This is a genomic window from Psychrobacter sp. UBA5136 (assembly GCF_002414005.1).
GTDB lineage: Bacteria > Pseudomonadota > Gammaproteobacteria > Pseudomonadales > Moraxellaceae > Psychrobacter.
Genome location: NZ_DHYG01000038.1, coordinates 1 through 19,456, shown reverse-complemented (window position 1 = coordinate 19,456; position 19,456 = coordinate 1). Strand labels below are relative to the sequence as shown.

General features: G+C 43.5%; 15 protein-coding genes. 3 read left to right on the top strand and 12 right to left on the bottom strand.

Annotated features, from left to right (window positions below; all coding sequences use genetic code 11):
• Positions 1-55: 55 nt before the first annotated feature.
• The 7 genes from B4240_RS05515 to ffh all read right to left on the bottom strand — a co-directional run bounded on the left by B4240_RS05515 (position 56) and on the right by ffh (position 6,558).
• Entirely contained in the window at positions 56-739 is a 684-nt protein-coding gene (locus B4240_RS05515) for a DUF4112 domain-containing protein (protein WP_296237270.1), read from the bottom strand.
• Complete coding sequence (ubiA, locus tag B4240_RS05510; protein ID WP_296237268.1) at positions 732-1,649, bottom strand: 4-hydroxybenzoate octaprenyltransferase; 918 nt, start codon at positions 1,647-1,649, stop codon at positions 732-734. The genes B4240_RS05515 and ubiA overlap by 8 nt, the downstream gene beginning before the upstream one ends.
• Positions 1,650-1,732: 83 nt before the next feature.
• Positions 1,733-1,975 carry a hypothetical protein gene (locus tag B4240_RS05505; protein WP_296237266.1) on the bottom strand — a complete coding sequence of 81 codons (243 nt, stop codon included), beginning with the start codon at positions 1,973-1,975 and terminating at the stop codon, positions 1,733-1,735.
• A 54-nt stretch (positions 1,976-2,029) separates the two neighbouring features.
• A complete protein-coding gene (locus tag B4240_RS05500; RefSeq protein ID WP_296237264.1) occupies positions 2,030-2,947 on the bottom strand; it encodes a class I SAM-dependent methyltransferase in 918 nt (305 codons plus the stop codon).
• Positions 2,948-3,159: 212 nt separating this feature from the next.
• The gene (locus tag B4240_RS05495; protein ID WP_296237262.1) at positions 3,160-4,002 is read right to left on the bottom strand and encodes an undecaprenyl-diphosphate phosphatase; all 843 of its coding nucleotides are present in this window, start codon (positions 4,000-4,002) and stop codon (positions 3,160-3,162) included.
• Positions 4,003-4,114: 112 nt separating this feature from the next.
• Entirely contained in the window at positions 4,115-4,798 is a 684-nt protein-coding gene (gene tsaB, locus B4240_RS05490) for a tRNA (adenosine(37)-N6)-threonylcarbamoyltransferase complex dimerization subunit type 1 TsaB (protein ID WP_296237302.1), read from the bottom strand.
• A gap of 218 nt (positions 4,799-5,016) precedes the next feature.
• Positions 5,017-6,558 (bottom strand): signal recognition particle protein, encoded by a 1,542-nt coding sequence (ffh, locus tag B4240_RS05485; RefSeq protein WP_296237260.1) that lies wholly within the window; start codon positions 6,556-6,558, stop codon positions 5,017-5,019.
• 475 nt (positions 6,559-7,033) lie between these two features.
• Between ffh and B4240_RS05480 the strand changes: the two genes are divergently transcribed.
• Positions 7,034-7,840: a cytochrome C assembly family protein gene (locus tag B4240_RS05480; RefSeq protein WP_296237259.1), complete on the top strand. Its 807-nt coding sequence runs from the start codon at positions 7,034-7,036 to the stop codon at positions 7,838-7,840.
• 106 nt (positions 7,841-7,946) lie between these two features.
• On the opposite strand, the gene purU is transcribed toward B4240_RS05480, so the two are convergent.
• The gene (purU, locus tag B4240_RS05475; protein ID WP_296237256.1) at positions 7,947-8,876 is read right to left on the bottom strand and encodes a formyltetrahydrofolate deformylase; all 930 of its coding nucleotides are present in this window, start codon (positions 8,874-8,876) and stop codon (positions 7,947-7,949) included.
• A gap of 201 nt (positions 8,877-9,077) precedes the next feature.
• A complete protein-coding gene (locus B4240_RS05470) occupies positions 9,078-16,898 on the bottom strand; it encodes a hypothetical protein (RefSeq protein ID WP_296237254.1) in 7,821 nt (2,606 codons plus the stop codon).
• 485 nt (positions 16,899-17,383) lie between these two features.
• Here B4240_RS05470 and rpmB point away from each other — a divergent pair, with 485 nt between their 5' ends.
• Positions 17,384-17,620: a 50S ribosomal protein L28 gene (gene rpmB / locus B4240_RS05465; protein WP_057761372.1), complete on the top strand. Its 237-nt coding sequence runs from the start codon at positions 17,384-17,386 to the stop codon at positions 17,618-17,620.
• Between the two features lie 133 nt (positions 17,621-17,753).
• Entirely contained in the window at positions 17,754-17,909 is a 156-nt protein-coding gene (gene rpmG / locus B4240_RS05460) for a 50S ribosomal protein L33 (RefSeq protein ID WP_010201403.1), read from the top strand.
• Positions 17,910-18,065: 156 nt separating this feature from the next.
• Here rpmG and B4240_RS05455 read toward each other — a convergent pair whose 3' ends face one another.
• The 3 genes from B4240_RS05455 to B4240_RS05445 form a co-directional block, all read right to left on the bottom strand.
• Positions 18,066-18,377 (bottom strand): hypothetical protein, encoded by a 312-nt coding sequence (locus tag B4240_RS05455; RefSeq protein WP_296237253.1) that lies wholly within the window; start codon positions 18,375-18,377, stop codon positions 18,066-18,068.
• Between the two features lie 192 nt (positions 18,378-18,569).
• Positions 18,570-18,881, bottom strand: coding sequence for a hypothetical protein (locus B4240_RS05450; protein ID WP_296237250.1), 312 nt, complete (start codon positions 18,879-18,881; stop codon positions 18,570-18,572).
• A gap of 115 nt (positions 18,882-18,996) precedes the next feature.
• Positions 18,997-19,371: a hypothetical protein gene (locus B4240_RS05445; RefSeq protein ID WP_296237248.1), complete on the bottom strand. Its 375-nt coding sequence runs from the start codon at positions 19,369-19,371 to the stop codon at positions 18,997-18,999.
• Between the last annotated feature and the right edge of the window lie 85 nt (positions 19,372-19,456).

Sequence of the window (19,456 nt, the reverse complement as noted above, 5' to 3'; positions counted from 1 at the left end):
AGCAAAAAAAGGCGGCAAATAATAATAATTGCTGCCTTTTTGTTGTTTTTTCACTTTAGCCAAAGCCAGTGGTCTTGCCAAGTACACTGACCAGCCAGCTCATCACCGCCCACAAACCCCAACCGATAACCACAAGAACAACTAAGCCAAGCAAATCAGGAATGTGCAGATATAACCAAGCAACGATAGGGCTGCGCCAAAAGAAGGTAAAGCGGCTGTGCTGCTGTCTATTTTCTAATGATTGATGCAAAAACGGCCGATCCATATGCATGGTTTCGGTGATGCCATATTCATCGCGTAAATGCTCGTGCACGATGCTCAGTGTCTTGCGGCTGGGACGAATAAAAATATCGAGCACCGTACCAATACCCGGTACGATACCAACGACCATGTCCATCAGCGCCAGTCTAACCGCTGGGGTCATTTTATGCGCCGGCACACCCAACTGCCGACCCAATATAAAAGCATAACTGGTTAAGGCCAATCCTGCCAAGTCTCCCGCCAGCGGAATGGTCGACAGCGCCGCATCAGCCCCCATACCTTGCTTCGTAAAAGGAACACGTACGAGCGAATCCATGGTATTGGCGAATTTCGCCAGTTTACGCTCAGTTTCGATGACTTGTGCGCGCGTTAGCCCATGCTCAGCCAGCTTTGCTTGATAGTCGATGACAGGCGCATTAACATCAATGTTGGAACCTTTCTTCAATTTTAATTTTGCAAGTTTATTGAATTTATCCATTAAACGTTGTCCATAGACAAGCAGTTGCAACGAGCGCAAAGATGTAACGCCCTACCCATATATTGGCTAAAAATGCTTGGAAACAGGCCAGTGCCTGACGACTGGCACACGCGCTATTTTGCTTGGCAAACATCATCGCCACCAATGCTAGACCAAAGACAGGAATGATGCCCAAGCTGGTTGGTGCAAAATAATGCCACATGACCGCGCCCATGACTAATAAAAATAACATTTGCAGCAGCGAGATAATAATCACATCATAGCGGCCAAACAATATCGCCGTTGATTTGACGCCAATTTTTAGATCATCTTCACGATCTGCCATCGCGTACTGGGTATCATAAGCCACCGTCCAGCACATATAAGCGATAAACAGTAACCAACACCAAATATCAGGCGCGCCTTGTATGGCAACATAGGCCATCGGTATCGCCCAACCAAACGCCGCCGCTAAAAACACTTGCGGCAAATGGGTAAAACGCTTCATAAATGGATAAATAAACGCCAATATAACGGCGCCAAGCGACCAGTAAAATACTGCTATCGGCAAAAAGAACAGCAGACTGGCGCTTAATAACACCAATACTAAAAATGCAGCAACAGCCTCTTTAGCAGACAAGCGCCCATCTGCAAGCGGCCGTCCTTTGGTGCGGCTAACATGACCATCGACCTTGCGATCGGCAAAGTCATTGATCGCACAGCCTGCCGCGCGCATAAAAATCGCGCCAAGCGCAAAAATGATGAATACTTTAAAACTGGGCAAACCTGCCGTCGCCCCTTGCTGCTGCGCTTGTCCCATTGCTGCTAGCATGATGCCCCACAATGTGGGCCATAGTAACAGCTCTATGCCCACCGGTTTATCAAAGCGCGTCAGTTGTAGGTAGGCGTGGAGTTTGTCGTTAAATGTCATGGCGTTTTATTATCATCTATAGAAATTTATATACTTGTTTACAGCTGTTGAGTTAAGCGAACAGAAACGAATAGGTTGGCGAGCTATTGGATTTGTTGCCACAATTTATTGGCTTCAATGAGCGACAACTCAGGATATTGCTTGCGTAAGGCTTTAATGGCAGGGACTTTTTCTTTTTGTACGGCTTGCTGTCGTAAAAAAGCTAAATAATCTTCAGGGCGGCTCAATTCTTTTAAGCGCGCTTCCAATCTTAAAATTCTCGTACGCAGCATAATATTTATCAATAATAACGCTGCTCCCATTACCCAAATAATTAGCGTTGGCATTCCCTGCTCCTAAATTTAGCTGCTAAACAAGCTGGCTATTAAACGAAGTAGTCCTTAAACAAAATACCCATCAAAGCGTACCACTTCATTATGCCAGCTCTCGCTCGGTTGTTGGTGCGCAAGTGATGGCGCCAATTGTGGGCGCTTCACAACCACGCGGCCAGACGTTCGTGCATTTTGACTGACGACAGTACGCGCCGATTGTAGCAATTGCACCTCTTCGTCTAGCGTTGGCGGGCGTGCCAATTGGTGCAAGGCTTGCATATGTTTACCGACTTTGGCGCCTTTACCCGTTTTGCTATCTTGATAGCTGTCCTCTGGAAACATAGGATCCAGATAAACCACATCGATTGCTTTTGAGCTAGAAATCGCATCAGTTTGTGATTGTGCAAAATGTCTGTTTGCAAAGTGACTGTTTGCGAAATAACTAAGCGCATCGGTATTGATAATCTGTAGGCGGCTCATGAGTTTTTGCCAATTTGCCAGCGCACGCATCCGCTGCTGTTCTGCGAGCAAAAGCAGCGCCATCAAGTGCTGCTGCTCAAGCATAATAACTTGGGCGCCAGTACTGGCCAATATCAGACTGTCGTGGCCAAAGCCTGCGGTCGCATCAATGACCATGCTGTCCGATGTGATTTTGACAGCTTGCAATAACAGCTCGGATTTGCGCCCCGCGCTCACCACACGGCGTTGCAGCTTATCCCATTCAGGCGCAACGCTTAGCCCGTCACTCAGCCATGATAATTTGTCTTTTTCATCTAATACTAAAATAGGCTGGGTGGCGTTTTGGCTTAATTGCTGGCGGCGTTTTTGATTCAGCTTATCGGTAAACAGCTCAGGACTTAAAATAATCGGCAATTGATGCTGAGCTATCAATGCTTGCAGGCTTTCAACCTGCGCGTGTTGGGTTTCGCTAACATAAAAAAGTTGGCAGTGCATAAAGTTGCTTGATGCTTGTTGTAAACTGCTCATAACTGCCCTCCTCTTTTAAGATTTTACAGTCGTTACTGAATAAAATGGATACACAAGATTGTAGCGCGAGGCTGGTAAAAAATTTTTTGCAACCTCTGTCGGCGTAGGCACAGCAAGCAAGAAAAATTCTTGCCAGTCTCGCTGTGTATTTTTTATATTGATCTATCGATACAACTCAGACATTTAAAAACTTAAGGTCGTATCGTTAAAAACTAGCCTGCCATTTGATAACCAAAACCCCAAGCGGCAATCAGTACTAATACGCCCGTAATAATACGTAGCCAAGCAAAAATTTTAAAATCACGGCGGCTAACCCACGCGACCAATAGGCGAATACAAAGTAAAGCGACGATAAATGACACCATGGTGCCAATACCCAATACCAACCAATCCTCGCTACTGGTCAACACGTCATGGTGCTTTAATAAATCCAATAACGCTGCGCCAACAATGACAGGTATTCCTAAAAAGAAAGAAAACTCCGCAGACGCTTTACGCGACACGCCTAGCCAGAGTGCGCCAATAATGGTCGCGCCTGAGCGTGAGGTTCCGGGTATCAAGGCGAGGCATTGAAACAACCCAATCATCAACGCTGTTTTTAAGCTAACGTCTTCTGCTTCTTGGGCAATAATCGTTTTCGGACGATTTTCTACATAAAATATCAGCAGGCCACCGATAATCAGCATAATCGCTACAACGATGGGGTTAAATAAATACGCCTTAATCTCGTCCGCAAAGGTAAAACCAACAATCATCACCGGAATAGTGGCAACGATTAAACTTAAGCCCAGCTGTCTTGGGTTATTCATACCTTCGGCTTTACCCGTCAGCAAACCCATCAGCGCTTGCCATAACCTGCCCCAATAGTCATAAATGACCGCTAAGATAGCGCCAAGCTGGACTACCACCACAAACAAATCAACTTTTTCTTTGGTCCAAAAACCCATCAAGTCTGCTGATAAAATTAAGTAGCCAGTGCTAGAAATGGGTAAAAATTCAGTGATGCCTTCAACGATACCCATGATAAGCGCTTGGATTAATAACAGTATATCCACAGTGATTTCCCTAAAAAAACAGCGCTTGCGGCTGTTCTATATTATTGTTGCTTTTATAATCGTTTATACGTAGAAGTACAAAGTACATTGCTTACGAATCATCATATAAGAACTACGCCTTACCTTGCTCTTTTAGCGTTTTCCATGCTTGGTTGCGCAAGTATTTTGGCAGGGCATGGGCGGCATCGGTACCGCCTGTATGTATGAATTGAGCGATACCCAATTGTCCAACCACCACAGCATCCGGCCAAACATCCTCATGGCAGATTTGTTCGTCATGTGCTTTTAATAGCGGCGCACCATTACCGACGATAGGCAGATTAGCAGCTGTTTGGCTGTCATAATCAAGTAAGCGCTCGGTATCTTCGCCATTTTCTTGCACAACGGGCTGCATAATATGGTCTATTAGTGCATATTGCCCAAAATATACTTGCTGCATTCGCGCATCAAGTGCGCTATAAACTTGACTCAAACCATACTTTTGATACGCACACTGCGCAATCGCTTGTAAGCTTGAGATACCCACACAAGGAGTATCATGCGCGACCGATAAGGCTTGCACCACTGCCGTATTAATTCGTATACCACTAAAGGCGCCGGGGCCACGGTTAAAGATTAATGCCTTTATATCAGCCAAATTAAGCTTGACCTCAGATAATGCCGCATCAATCATCGGCAGGATTTGCTGAGTTTGCTCACGTTTGCCTTGTTCGGTATGACTCGATAGCACCTGACCATTAATATCTACAATCGCGATCGAACATTGATCAAATACGGTATCCATTGCTAAAAACATCATCACCTCGGCTTATTTGCTTGGTACAACAAAACGTGCACTCATCAATCAGCGCCTATCATAGCATTTAGGATAAAAGAATTTTATCAATTTCTAAATTTTCCTAGTGCATCCATCAATATTTATTCAAATACGCCAGACATAAAAAAACCCAAAGCTATTTTAGCTTCGGGTTTACATTAAAAAGTACAGACGATGCTAATCCAAATCGCTATCTATTAAAAGCGCGTTTTAAACTTCTTTGGCGCTTGATTTTGTAGCTCTTGCATCTGTTTTTGCATCTCTTCAGTGCTCGGCATGTTATTTGGGTCCAGTCCCATCTGCTTGGCCATCTGCGCTGGATTGACATCTTTAGCGCCGCCTTGCTGACCGCCACCAAATAATGGGCCGCCGCCACCAGCACCGCCACCGCCCATCAAGCCTTGCATTGATTTCATCATTTTACTGATGCCCTCAGGCTTAGAAATCATTTTCATCATTTTTGCCATTTGCTTGTGCTGCTTGAGCAAACGATTAACATCTTGAATTTCACGGCCCGACCCTGCGGCAATACGGCGCTTACGGCTTGGATTAATTTTATCTGGATTCTTACGCTCAAACGGCGTCATTGAATTAATCAAAGCTTCCATTTCACGCACTTTTTCTTCAGGCTTGGCTTCTTCGACTGCTTTTTGCATATCAGAGCCGCCCATACCAGGCATTTTATCTAAGAAACCTGCCATGCCGCCCATGCTTTTCATCTGCTGAAACTGGGTCAACAAATCCTCAAGGTCAAAGTCGCCGCCCTTTTGCATTTTTTTCGCCATTTTTTCGGCTTTATCACGGTCGATCTTTTGCTCGACTTCTTCGACTAAGCTTAAGACGTCACCCATACCAAGGATACGCTGGGCGATACGCTCAGGATGGAACAGCTCGAGCGCGTCTAGTTTCTCACCGCGACCTAAAAACTTAATCGGCTTACCAGTAATGGCGCGTACAGATAGCGCCGCACCGCCGCGCGCATCACCGTCGGTCTTGGTTAAGATAACGCCAGTCAATGGCAGCGCATCGTTAAAGGCTTTGGCGGTATTGGCCGCATCTTGCCCGGTCATCGCATCGACGACAAACAGCGTTTCAGACGGATTGACCGCCGCAGTTAACGCCTTGATTTCAGCCATCATGGTTTCATCGATAGCCAGACGACCAGCGGTATCAATAATCAAAATATCTTGATACTGGATTTTAGCTTCTTCGATAGCACGGCGGGCGATATCAATCGGGTTTTCATCGGTCGTTGAATTGACAAACTTGGCATTTACCTGCCCTGCTACTTGCTCAAGCTGCTTAATTGCCGCTGGACGATACACGTCGGCCGAAACCAGCATCACCTTTTTCTTATGACGCTCTTGTAAAAACTTCGCTAATTTACCAGCGGTGGTGGTTTTACCCGCCCCTTGCAAACCTGCCAACAGATAAACGACCGGCGGTTTACCGGTCATCTCAAGCTGCTGATTGGCACTGCCCATCATCTCGGTTAGCTCGTCGTGGACGATTTTGACAAATGCTTGTCCTGGCGCCAATTCTTTCAAAACTTCTGCACCAAGCGCCTGCTCTTTGACGCGTTTGACAAAATCACGGGTGACAGGAAGCGCCACGTCGGCTTCTAACAGCGCCATGCGCACTTCGCGCAGCGTGTCTTTAATATTATCTTCGGTCAACTGCCCAGTGCCGGCGATATTACGCAGGCTCGACGATAAGCGTTCTGTTAAGGTATCAAACATAAATAACTCTCAATTAAAATAATTCTTAGTGAAAACAATCTTTGATAAAAGCAATTCTTAGTAAAAAAAATCTTGATAAAAACAAATCTTGGTAAAAATAGTATGAAAATAAGGCGTTGTTAAACTTGGTTTAGCCTTCATTGTTGATAACTATTATTGGGGCATGCTCTAGCGTATAAAGCGGTATTTTTATAAAAATTATTATAAAAAGTAGCCTATTATCAATACTATAGCATTAAGACGACTCAACACTTATAGTCGTTTTGCAAAGATAGAGTCTACTAAAGCTGTCCGCACCATTTTATGACTTATCAATAACAAACTTTAGTACTACTGTGCTACAAGCATTTATAATCAATCCGTAAGATGGCGCTCAATTGCTTGCCATTTTATGATAAATTGGATGATTATTCTAATCATTCTGATAATACCATTTTAGCATTCAATTGAGCGGCGTTTTTGCGCTCATCATGAGATGAGGTTCTTTATCTTGCAACTTGCATTTTTACTGGCTGGTATGGTTTATATTTTGGTCAGCATCTACATTGGTTGGGCGCTGATTCAAGATAAACCTATCCACAAAGGCATGAGCTTAGGTTTATTGGTCGTCGGTATGCTCGCGCACGCGGCGCTGCTCTATCCGCACGTGGTCACCCTCTATGGGCTAAATTTCAACTTGTTTAATACCATTAGCCTGATCAGTTTATTTTTCTTATTTTTCTACGTTATTTTTAGCTTATACCGCCCTATTGTCAGTCTTGGTATTTTAGCAGCACCGACGGCATTAATCGGGATGATAATCGGTTATATCGGCCGCGCGCCTTATCGTCCCATTACGGACATCAGCGTCGGGTTAGAGGCGCATATCCTACTATCGCTTGCTGCTTATTGTGTGCTACTCATGGCAGCGGTGCAGGCATTATTTTTGCGCTTACAAATACGCGAGCTGAAACACCAATCGATTCATCGCTTTTGGGTCAATAAACTGCCGTCCTTGCAGAGCATGGAAAGTCTATTGTTTGACATGCTATTGGTCGGTTTTGTCTTATTGAGTATCGCGCTAGGCATTGGTTTTATTTACGTAGAAGATTTGCTGGCACAGCACCTTGCGCATAAAACCGTCTTTAGTGTGCTGTCGTGGCTACTATTTGGCGCGCTATTACTGGGCAATTGGCGGGCAGGATGGCGTGGCAAACGCGCTGCCAACGTGACCATTTATGCGTTTATCCTATTAGCAATTGGCTTTGTCGGTAGCAAGTTTGTGCTTGAGATGCTGTTATAAATTAAAAAAGCAGCTGTCTGATAAAGAAAGGCCGCCAGTATTAGCATTTAATACTGGCGGCCTTTTTTACCCTCTTATTTTGGTTTAAAACCGTCTTAATAAAAAGCTAATTAAAAACCACGGTTTTATTACCTGCCACAATCACGCGGTTTTGTACATGCCAATTCACCGCACGCGCCAAGACATTACGCTCGATATCACGGCCAATAGCGCGCAATTCTGCTACCCCTTGACGATGAGTGACACGGTGAACGTCTTGCTCAATGATAGGGCCTTGATCAAGCTCGGCGGTAACATAATGCGCCGTCGCGCCGATAAGCTTGACGCCCTTCTCATAAGCCTGACGATAAGGGTCGGCACCGACAAAGGCGGGCAAAAATGAGTGGTGAATGTTAATCACCTGCATCGGCCAGCGTTTGACAAAATCAGACGATAAAATCTGCATATAACGCGCCAAGACCAGCAAGTCATTGCCTGCCATCAAGGTATGAATCTGCTCTTCTGCCTCGTTTTTATTATCCTTGGTGACTGGCACATGATGAAAGGTAATGCCGAAGTTTTCTACCGCTTGGCGTAAATCCTCATGATTACTAACAACAGACGTGATCTCGCAATCGAGCAAGCCGCGCTGATGACGCCATAATAAGTCCAATAACGCATGATCGAACTTTGATACTAAGATGCCAACCTTGGTTTCAATCGCATTGTTGTGCAGCCGCCAATCCATATTGTGGCGCTTGGCAACCGTATGTCCAAAGCTTGCTTCAAAATTATCCATAATCTCGCTCAAGCCTGCTAACGCAAACTCCAAACGCATAAAGTACTGCCCGCCTTCATGAGCGGTTGAATACTGATCAAGAGTAATAATATTGCCGCCATAGCGATGAATAAACTCGGATACGGCTTGGACAATACCCGCTTGGTCGCGGCATTTAATCAATAGTGTCGCGGTATCGATTGCCGTCTTATTAGCAGAATTATTAGATAATTTATGAGAGGATTTTTTTGTTGAAGTAACTGTTGCTGTGTCTGACATAATGCGCCCAATTAAAAATGAAACGTGCTACTTACTTTGGATATGGTTCGCAGCATAGGAAAACGACTATTCTAATCGCTTTTGCAAAACTTTGCTGATTGAGTTGCTTGTATTTGGTTATTGAGATTATGAATACAAAAACCCCAACGCGGGGTTGGGGGTTTGTAAAATGCTAATCTTCTGAATAAGGGTTATAAACCATTATTCAACTTTAATAACTTTAGAGAAACCGAAACCATTATTATTTACAGTAACAGTTGAACCAAGTTCATACGCTTTGTTAAAGTCTATGATATAAGTATTAAAACCAGCACTCGGAGCATTGGACGTTCCCTGACCGTCAATAGTCACGTTATAGTTTGGTGAATATGGCGATAAAGTAACTCTAGTACGTGGCGTATTCTCATTGATTGTAACGCTTAGACTGTTTGTACATGTAGCACCACCAGTACCAAATGGACTTGCATTACCAATCCAAGGAGTTATCAAGGTTGTATCATTTATTATTAAGTCATCCCCTGAGGTTGGTAATTGATAGTTGATACTCTGAGTATTCTCACTACCATTTACAAAAGTGGAAGCATCAAAGCGCACCTTAACCCAGTTTGAATAACGAAGTGGATAGCGGATTTCGAAGTCAGCACGGCCTTCTGCGTTTGTCGTAAACGTATAATTATCATCTGCAAGCTGTCCATTGACTAAAATAGCCACAGGATTAATCGCTTCTAGCGTGCCATTGTTGTTTTTATCTTCATTTAAAGTTGAATCACTATCTAAAATATAGTTGTAATTAGTATCTTCAGTAGGATACCAAGCAGACTTTAGTGGTACTGGCGTTTTTTCGGAGAAAACTTTCGGTTCTGGTGTGGTAGTCTTTATCACATTGCCAAACTCGTCAAGCTCATCGATATCAGCAGCCTGATAAGTGGTTGTACTATCTAACAAACAATATATACCTTGAGCATACTCAGTGGCATAAGACTTAATCGATACTGCTTGGTTAGGTACAGCGCGTCCTGAGCCATCCATAACCGCTATCGAACCACGTACCGTATAGTAAATATCATCAGAAGATAACTTATTACCAAATGCTAACGTGGTATATACCGCTTCTTTGGATACCGTGATATTAGTAGCTTTGTCAGGAACCCCAAAGGTATTATCTAATAAACGCGCATTGATAACCACACCGCCAATTGGTGAACTGGCGTTGGCTTGGTACACCACTCGTGCCTCACCTTTACTATCAGTAATAGCGGTTGCCGCAGACAAGCGTCCTGCTGATGAGTCCGCCGAACGACTAAAGACAACCGTCTGCCCTTCTACTGGCACGTCATTTTTATCTTTAACTGTCGCTACTACTTCAGTGCTACCACCAGGAGTAATCACAGATTTCACCGCTTGGAATAACATTTTTGCAGGGGTCGTTGCACGGAAGCGTGTATCGACGGTGGTCTGATAGCGCGGCTCACCGTTTTGTAAAGTTACGCCTAATACTTTGGCTTGTAGTACCGCTGTGCCAGCAAGCTCAGACTTTAGCCAAAACTTAACAGTAATGACGTTGTCGTTAATATCACTAGCTTTAATAGGCTTGGAGACGATGACATTATCTTCAAACTTACCGATATAACTGGTAATGAGACTACCAAGAGAAGTCTGTAACTCTACTTGTTTCCCTTCTAGCGCCTTCGCCTGATTGGCGTTATCAGCACGGATTTGAATTTGAACCTCTTTTGGCTCATTGACATCATACAGCTTTTCAATGTTAATAAAGCTGATACCCGCTTGTGACACTTTGACCAGATCAATACTATTGATACTACGCTGGGTATTGATACTATCCTCACCAACAGCGCGCGCAAACACTTGCAAGTTGCCGTTACTGTCAAAGGTAAGCTGATCCTCTTTGACTTCAAAAGTTGCCTGTCCATCGCTATTAGTAGTCGCTATTGCCGCTGGTGCAATCAAATCACCATTCGCGTCAACCAACTGCATTGCTGTATTACCAATCGTCTGCCCTGCACCATCAACAAGTATAGTAGTGATGGTAATCGTCTCACCATCTTGTAGCTTAGTATTACTCGCTTCGATACTAATTTTCGTACCCACGGCTGATAGGCTTAGTGTTTTACTTTCACGGGTAGTCAGTGTGACATCACCATTAGCATCATATTCAGGGGTAACTATCTTGGCTTCAATATCAATAGTGTGATTTAGGCGCGCATTAATGCTGCCTGCGGCTAAAAGTACGCCGACATCAATTTGACCATTTGCATCAGTGGTTACCATGCTTGGAGTCGTAAGTGCCGCTCCACTTGCCGCTAGATTGGTAATAGCCAGCTGTACAGGAACGCCGGCTAAGATACCGCCTTTACTGTCAGTCACGCGGAAGGTGGCATTGGTTTGATCTCCACCAGTAGTTAGCGTGGATTTATCAGAGCTGACAAGGATCTGATACTCATCAATGGTCGCGGTATCTACAGGTACAATATAGTCTGACTCAATATCAAAGCCACCAGTCGTTTTAGTTGTCGCTGTGACCTTGATGCCTGCCTCTAAAATCGCTTGATTAACGTTAGCGCCAGGCTCAAGTTTGAGGTCAAATGTTGCCACACCGTCGCTATTAGTGGTAGCCGTACTATTGGTCACTGTAACGCCAGTTTGCATCGGATTATCAACGCTTAGGCGCACTTCACGATTACCAATAGCCTTATCATTATCTGTCGCTCGTACAAAGACTTTAAAGGTATCACCTTTAGTACTAACCACTTTGTTTGCGCCGATAGTGATATTTTCTGTCGTACCCGTAGCACTACTAGGCGTGGTAGTGGTGACGGTGCTGGTTTTAGTCGCAATATTACCGTTAGCATCCGCCGCTGAAAAAGCGACAAAAAAGCTTGAGCCGATGGCTTTTTTCTGTTCCTCTGTCAGCCCTGCTGGTACGGCAAGGGTATAACTAGCCACCCCTGAATTATTAGTGACCTGCTCTTTACCGCTGAGCAGACGCACGCCTTGCTCTGCAATCGCAGCAGGGAGCGCTAGGAAAACTTTTTGTCCCGCAATCACATTGTCTTGACTGTCTTTGGCAATAACTTCTACCTGCGTTTCACCGCCGTTTAAGTTTAAGGCCTCAGGCGTTAGATCAATCAGATCGATCGCCGCTTTGGTGGACTGTACATTGAACTCAATCGCTTGCGTTTTACCTGTCAAAGTTTCACGTAACACAGCTTCAAGCTTTTTGTTTTTTAGCGCCGCTTTTTGCTCTTTAGTTAAGTTATGAGGTACAGTGACGGTAAAGCTGACATTACCACTAGCGTCCGTGGTCACAGAGGTAATACTGTCGCCTTCCTTGCCGTTGACGGTCAATAGTTTTGCTAATGATTTGTCCTTAAAATCAATGATCACCGGTTGACCGCTGATTGGAATATTGGTGGTTTTTGTACTGATACCTGCACTCACAACGACCGTATCGCCTTCACCATTCAAGGTATAGTACGGACGGTTGTTGATAAGGGTTGGATTGTTTAGGACGGTTAAATCTACAGCTGGCGTAGTAATGATGACGTTTTTAATATCAGACGTATACATTTCACCTTTTTCGATATAAGACAGCTGGTAGTTGATACTGACCTTCTTGAGCTCTTCACGCTGCTCATAGCTTAAGCCTTTAGGGATAGTGGCGATAAAGGTGGTTTCACCATTGAAGTCGGTAGTATTACTGTCCGTATTGATTTTAACGCCATAGCCCTGAGCCTTTTTATCAAGCAAGATACTGACTTTTTGGTTTTGTACAGTGCTATCGTCTTTGTTACTTAATAGCTTAACTTTAATAACGCCCTCGCCACCAAACTCACTGATGCTTGGGGTAAGGATAGAAGCAAAACTTAATGTAGTGGTAGGCTTTTCTACCTCAATCTTGCCAGTCAACTTAGTTTGGGTACCATCAACGTCGATAATGGTGGCAGTATAGTTGATATTTGATTCGGCAAGTGCCTTTTGCTCAACTTCATTGAGGTTATCTTTTATATTGACAGTAAACGATACACGGCCTGCGTTATCTGTGCTCTGCTCAGCATCAATGATAGTAAACAGTGCAGGCTGGTCGATCTTAAGCTTGACGACTCTATTGAAAGCAGCACTGCTATCAGGATACTTACCCGTGATATCGACTACAAACTTCTTATCAGTGGTGAGTACAGGCTGCTTACTATTATCAACAAGCTGAATCTCACTTTGACCCACCTCATTACTAAGTGTAATCGGGCTGCTTGTCACATTACTCTTAGCACCGGAATCTTCAACGGTCGTCGCGGTGAGCACAAACGACCCAGCCTTTTCAATTTTTGCTTTTTGATCAGAGCTCAACCCTACTGGCACACGAACGGTAAAGCTGACTTCACCTTGATTGTTGGTTAATTTGGTGGCGCTACTGTCTAAACTTAAAAGTCCAACTAAGTTGGCGGGCAAGCTTGCTGTTACTGGCTGGTTTGCAATTACTCCACCATCTTTATCATTAATGCGGAAGCTGATAGTAGTGCTACCACCTGAGCTTGATAGTTGCTTATTAGTTAAAGTACCAAAGCTTAGCTGGTACTGGGCATCTGGGATGATGACCGGTACATTATATTTACTAGAGACTACACCATCAATATCAGTGAGGGCCACGGTGTAGCTAAGACCAGATTTGACCAATGCTTGACGTTCAGCCTCACTCATCGTAGGACTAATGTTTACGGTAAATGTAGTTATACCTTTTGCATCTGTTTTTTGCTCACTGTTTTGTAGTATGAGCTTTGAGGCGTTATTAATTGTTAATTTGACCACTTTGTCTGCAGCAGCGCTACCATCGTTACGTGTCCCTGAGACTTGAATGCTAAAGCTGTCTTTTAAAATATTGATTGGCGCAGGATTGGTGGTGACAGCGAGTATCGTTTGACTGGCCTGTACCTTATCAGTGACACTAATGGCAACACTCGCAGTACTTGTGGCTCCTGTAGCCTCTACAGCTGCGACATTTAGTGCAAAGCCACTATTGTTTTCAATCAGTGTTTTTTGTGCTTGGTTCAGATTGGTTGGTACACGTACATTGAAACTGACCATACCTTTAGCATCAGTAGTCTGGTTTGTAGTGCCATCTAGAGTAATTACACCCGCATTCACCAAAGCAGCTGGTAAGCTTGCCTTGACAATTTGATTTGCTATTACGCCGCCGTTTTTGTCATTGACACGAAAGCTAATGGTCGTGCTACCTCCCGAGCTTGACAGATTAACGCTACTCATTTGGTCAAAGCTCACTTTGTACTGAGCGGCTGGTACATTCGCTTCAGCAGTGAAAGATTCGATCGCTCGGCTGTCATTATCAGTTAATACAACTTGATAATCGATATTACTAGCAGCGATAGTGTGGCGCTCAGCTAAGCTCAGACTTGGATCAATATTGACGATAAATGTAGCATTACCCGACCCATCTGTCGTTTGTTGGTTGCCAGCAATGCTAATGCCTTTAATACCTTCGATACTCAGCTCAACAGGTTTATTAATTGCCGCATTGCCATTTGGCAGTTTGGCTGTCACTCGTATACTGAAGCTATCTTTTAAAACATTTACTATACTTGGCATACTGCTGGCGGTGAGTACTATATCACTTCTGGTAGGATCAGCATTAACAGTAATCGTCTCACTGTTTGCTTTAACGCTTACACCCGATGTTTCTATTAGGCTTGCGGTTAATGAAAACCCGCTGCTTTCAATAGCTTTGCGCTGATCAACGGATAGCCCTTCAGGAATGCGCACAGTGTACTTAACGACACCTTGAGCATCTGTCTTTTGATTGGCGGTACTGGTAAGGGTGACCAGCCCTTTTTGCGTTAAAGTACTGGGCAAACTTGCAGTCACTTGCTGTCCTGCCACGATACCACCAGTTTTATCATTGACACGGAAGCTGATGGTGGTTTCACCGCCCGTACTGAGTAGGGCGTTTTTGCTAGCTGTGCCTGTATTTATTTTATATTCAGCGACAGGCATAATAACCGATGCGTTATAAGTTTCGCTAGTAATACCATCATCATCCGTCAAGGTAACGGTATAAGGAATGCCATTTTTGACCAGATTGTTACGTTGAGTATCTGTTAAATCTTGGATATTTACCGTAAAGTCAGCGATACCTGCACTATTGGTGATTTGCTTACTACCTGCAATGCTCACTCCTGGTACATTTGCAATAGTAAGCTTAACCTCTTTATTGCTTGCCGCGCTGCCGTCAGGGCGCTTGGCAGCTACCTGAATACTAAAAGTATCTTTAAGCACATTAATAGCACCAGGTATGCTTTTGGCGCTTAAGATAGTCTCACTCTCAGCAGTGATCTGTACGCGCGCGCTATCTACCTTACTACTAGCACCTGATGCTTCAATAGCCTTAGCAGACAGTACAAAACCCCCTTCGTTTTCTAAAATCGCGCGGTGACTTTTTGGCAATCCTTTTGGAATACTGACAGTATAAGTAACCATACCTTTATCATCAGTAGTTTGTGTGGCTGCACTTTCCAATTTTAATAGTGTATCCTGAGCAAAGACCACTGGTAAGCTGGCAGTGACTCTCTGATTTGCTACTGGGCCACCATTGTTATCATTGACGCGAAAACTGATGTCCACACTACTACCAAAGCTTGATATTCTCGTTTTACTGGAGTTAGCAGCTTTGACCTGATACTGCGCAACAGGTATCTCGACGCTACTTTTAGCTGTTTCTACTGTTTTAGATTTATTTGGCTCAGACAGGATAACGGTATAGCTAATACCCTCTTTAGCAAGCTTGGCACGCTCTGCGTCACTCAGCGTTGGCGCTACAGTAATATCAACTGCCGTTTGACCTTTAGCATTAAAGGTAAGCGCTTCAGCGCTTAAACTGACACCCTTTATATCGCTATTGAGTTTAATAGAGGCTTTTGCCCCATCGATGCTTGTGGAGACTTTATTATTAATAGCAGTGGCATTAATAGTGATTGTTTGGCTGTCACCATAAGCGTTAAGCGCACTGGTGTTTCCAGATACTGTCAGCTTATAGTCTGAGGTAGGAATCGCTACTGGCAGTGTGCCTGAGACTTTTTTATTCGCCCCATTTTTTTCTTTAATATTGATAGCGTAAGCAACGCCGTGCAGCAGCTTATCACGCTCAACTCCAGTTAAGCCCTCATCTATTTTAATGTCAAAAGATGCGATACCACTTGCATCAGTATTTTTATTATTACCACCAATAATAGAAATACCTTTTATATCGGCAATACCTATACCAACAGTTACGCCTTCTACACGCGCGCCGTCGGTATCTTTGACAACAACATTAAATTTAGCCATATCACCGTATGGATTTAGCTTATTATTAGAAACAGAAGTAGTTTCTAAGTTATTTTCTATATTAAGCTTACTAACTATTTGCGTTTGTCCACCATCACCACTGCCCTCTTTATTGACACGGACAGTGGTTACCTGAGTGATCTGTGATCCATCTGATGGCCTTCTTGCTGTGGCTGTTAGCCCAAAACCATTTTTGATCAGATCTGCTTTTTGTTGCTCGCTGAGCACCAATGGGTTGAGTTTAAGCTCATAAAGCGCTTCCCCTTTTTCATTTGTGTTTTGAGCGCTATTTCCTTGAATGGTTATTCCTGTATTGGTGGTGTCGTCAACACTTAAGCTGACAGAGCGACCGATTGCTGCTCCACCTGACTTTGCGACCGCTTTAACTGTGACATTAAAGGTTACAGGTTCATCGGAAAGGGTAATCGTAGTGGGATCTGTATAAAGCTTTTGTAGACTAAAATCTTCAATAGGCGTTTGTTCTCCACCATTGTTGTTGCCACCACCATTATTATTACCTCCACCTGTACCTGGCTGTACGCCTAAATCAGGGGTAGGCGCAACTACGTCTGTACCATCCCCACCGCCACAGCCTGCTAATGCTAATGCACAAGACAAAGAAGTAAGCTGAAATAATTTAGAAGTCAGTGGTAGTGAGCTATAGGACATATTTGAACTCCGCGGCAGACGCAATTTAATTAAGTAAATATACACAATCATTACTTGGCTTCATATTAGAATACCAATGATACATAGACTTACATTAATAGTAGTTGTATTAACAGTTTGTATTAAATATATAACCGCAACTTTACTGACTTTTGTTATAACTTACAACCAAAAAATGAATCTTTACTATTAAATAATCAATCACATAGCACGCGCAATTCAGGGTATAATAGCTAGCGTTTAAAGCGGCGATTATTATAAAAATATTTGAATATTCATTAGTTTTATGGTATAAATGTCGGCTTTAAAATTTTCTGAATTGGTTTGCCTGTTATTTGCCTTTAGATGACAGTAATATCAGCTCAACCTTCATAATAGTTTTGTTTGGTGCAAAGCTGCCGCTTGCTGTGTCCATGCCGCAAAAACGTGCAACTTGCCCAGACTGGTATGAGAATCCCTCATACCTCATAGATTAGGAGTTCGCCATGTCTAGAGTTTGCCAAGTGACTGGAAAGCGCCCTATGGTGGGTAATAATGTTTCGCACGCAAACAACAAAACCCGTCGTCGCTTTCTACCAAACCTTCATAACCATCGTTTTTGGGTAGAGTCTGAAAACCGTTTTGTACGTCTACGTGTGTCTACCAAAGGTATGCGCATCATTGACAAACTTGGTATCGACAAAGTGTTAGCGGATCTACGCGCACAAGGTCAAAAAGTATAAGTTAAGACAAGCGGCTTAGGCGGTTGATAATTTTCGTCTGCCAAGCTGCTTTTCAGCTACATTGTTTGTAGCAACTGACTTTTTTGCACCCGTACCTTTCGTTTGAAGACCCCTCATTTACAGGAACGCTATCATGAGAGATAAAATTAAATTAGTATCGACCGCTGGTACTGGGTATTACTATACCACTACCAAAAACAAGCGCACTATGCCTGGCAAAATGGAAATCAAAAAATTTGATCCAAAAGTACGCCAGCACGTGATCTTTAAAGAAGCAAAAATCAAATAATTTATCACATTTGATTGTTCGAACAAAAAAAAGGGTTTATCAAAAGATAAACCCTTTTTTATTGCCCGTTTTTTAACTAACCATTTATTCCAACCATACACCATTTTAACCAGCTTCTATATTCCGCTATTATAAATTCAGAAGTTATAAACCTAATTAGCTATAGTGGGTTGGTTCTTTATCATAGACATGGGCATGCCACTGGCTCATCTGCTTTTGCATAATGACCTGAATCGCGGCATGAATCATATGCTGACCAATCGCTTGGGTATCGCTGCCCAGTATGTCTTTAAGCTTTGCTGAAAAATCGATCGTCATCAGCGGCGCTTCTTCTTGTTCTGCGTCACGCAACAGCAATCTACCATCGGCTGCTTCAACCAACTCCAGCGTGGTTTCTTTAGCGAATCCAGCGAATTGATCGCGATTGTCGTTATCTACTTCTATCTCATTATCAATATCGTATGGCATCTATTTTTTCCTTATTATCCCGTTTTATCGCTGCAAAAAGGCGCTAATTTCATTTATTGAAGCGCTTAACTTACAGGCATACGGGCAAAACTGTCTTACTTATACAATGGACGCTTCGCGCCGACAATTCAAGGGTAAACTCGTAAGTCTTTTGCAAGACCTTATCTACACCAATAGTCATTAACATAGGCATTAACGCCAATAGCGCAATTTTGCTAAAGTAAATAAGAAAGCGACAAACATGCCAAGGTAATATGTCTGCTTCAGCTCAAGCGTCGGGTCGCGATATTTAAACGGTAAGGCTACAGTGGCGGTGGCGGTCGGAATAATGAGCAACATGAGTAACCAGTTTTCAAAGACATGTAACCAGCCTTGTAACCCCGTACCATGGCGCAGGTAGGATAAGCCTAACAGCAAACAGGCGCTAATCAGCAAAATAAACAAACTGTTTGGCAGGTCTTTTGGAAAAATAATATCGGTGATTTTCTTCGAGGATGTCGACATACGAGCAAGTGTCCAATCACGCCATAAAACGCGACTTATTAAAAAGTAGAAGTCAATGAATGTAACAAAGGCAAAGTTTAAAGCTTAAAAAGAAAATTACGATAAAGTGCTTATATTAGCTATAAGTACCCATTAACCACAGCATCGAGACACAAGAGGTCAAATAACCCAAGCTAATCGCATTCCAGCTTTCTATATGCAAGCCTTTAACTTTATTAAGTATACGCGAGCCCACCCAAAAAAGCAGAGGAATACCAAGCATAAATGCCGGCACTATCATCGCCGCATGCCGTAGTACCGTTTGAACATCATCACCAACCAGCAGGCGAAAGCCATAGCCTGCAAGACTTAACACCAGCGCAAAAACCGCCATGCCAATGGTAATCCCTTTGGGCACCAAGCTGCGTTTTTGTGAGCCAGACGAGTGCGGCTGATTATCGTTTACCGATTCAGGCGGCGCTGACGAGTTAATGGGTTTTTGCGTATTCATATTTCACCTCTACATGACTTATCATTGACCATCATGATAACTTTATCATTCACCTTAATAGCTATAGATACCCCACTCTCAACTT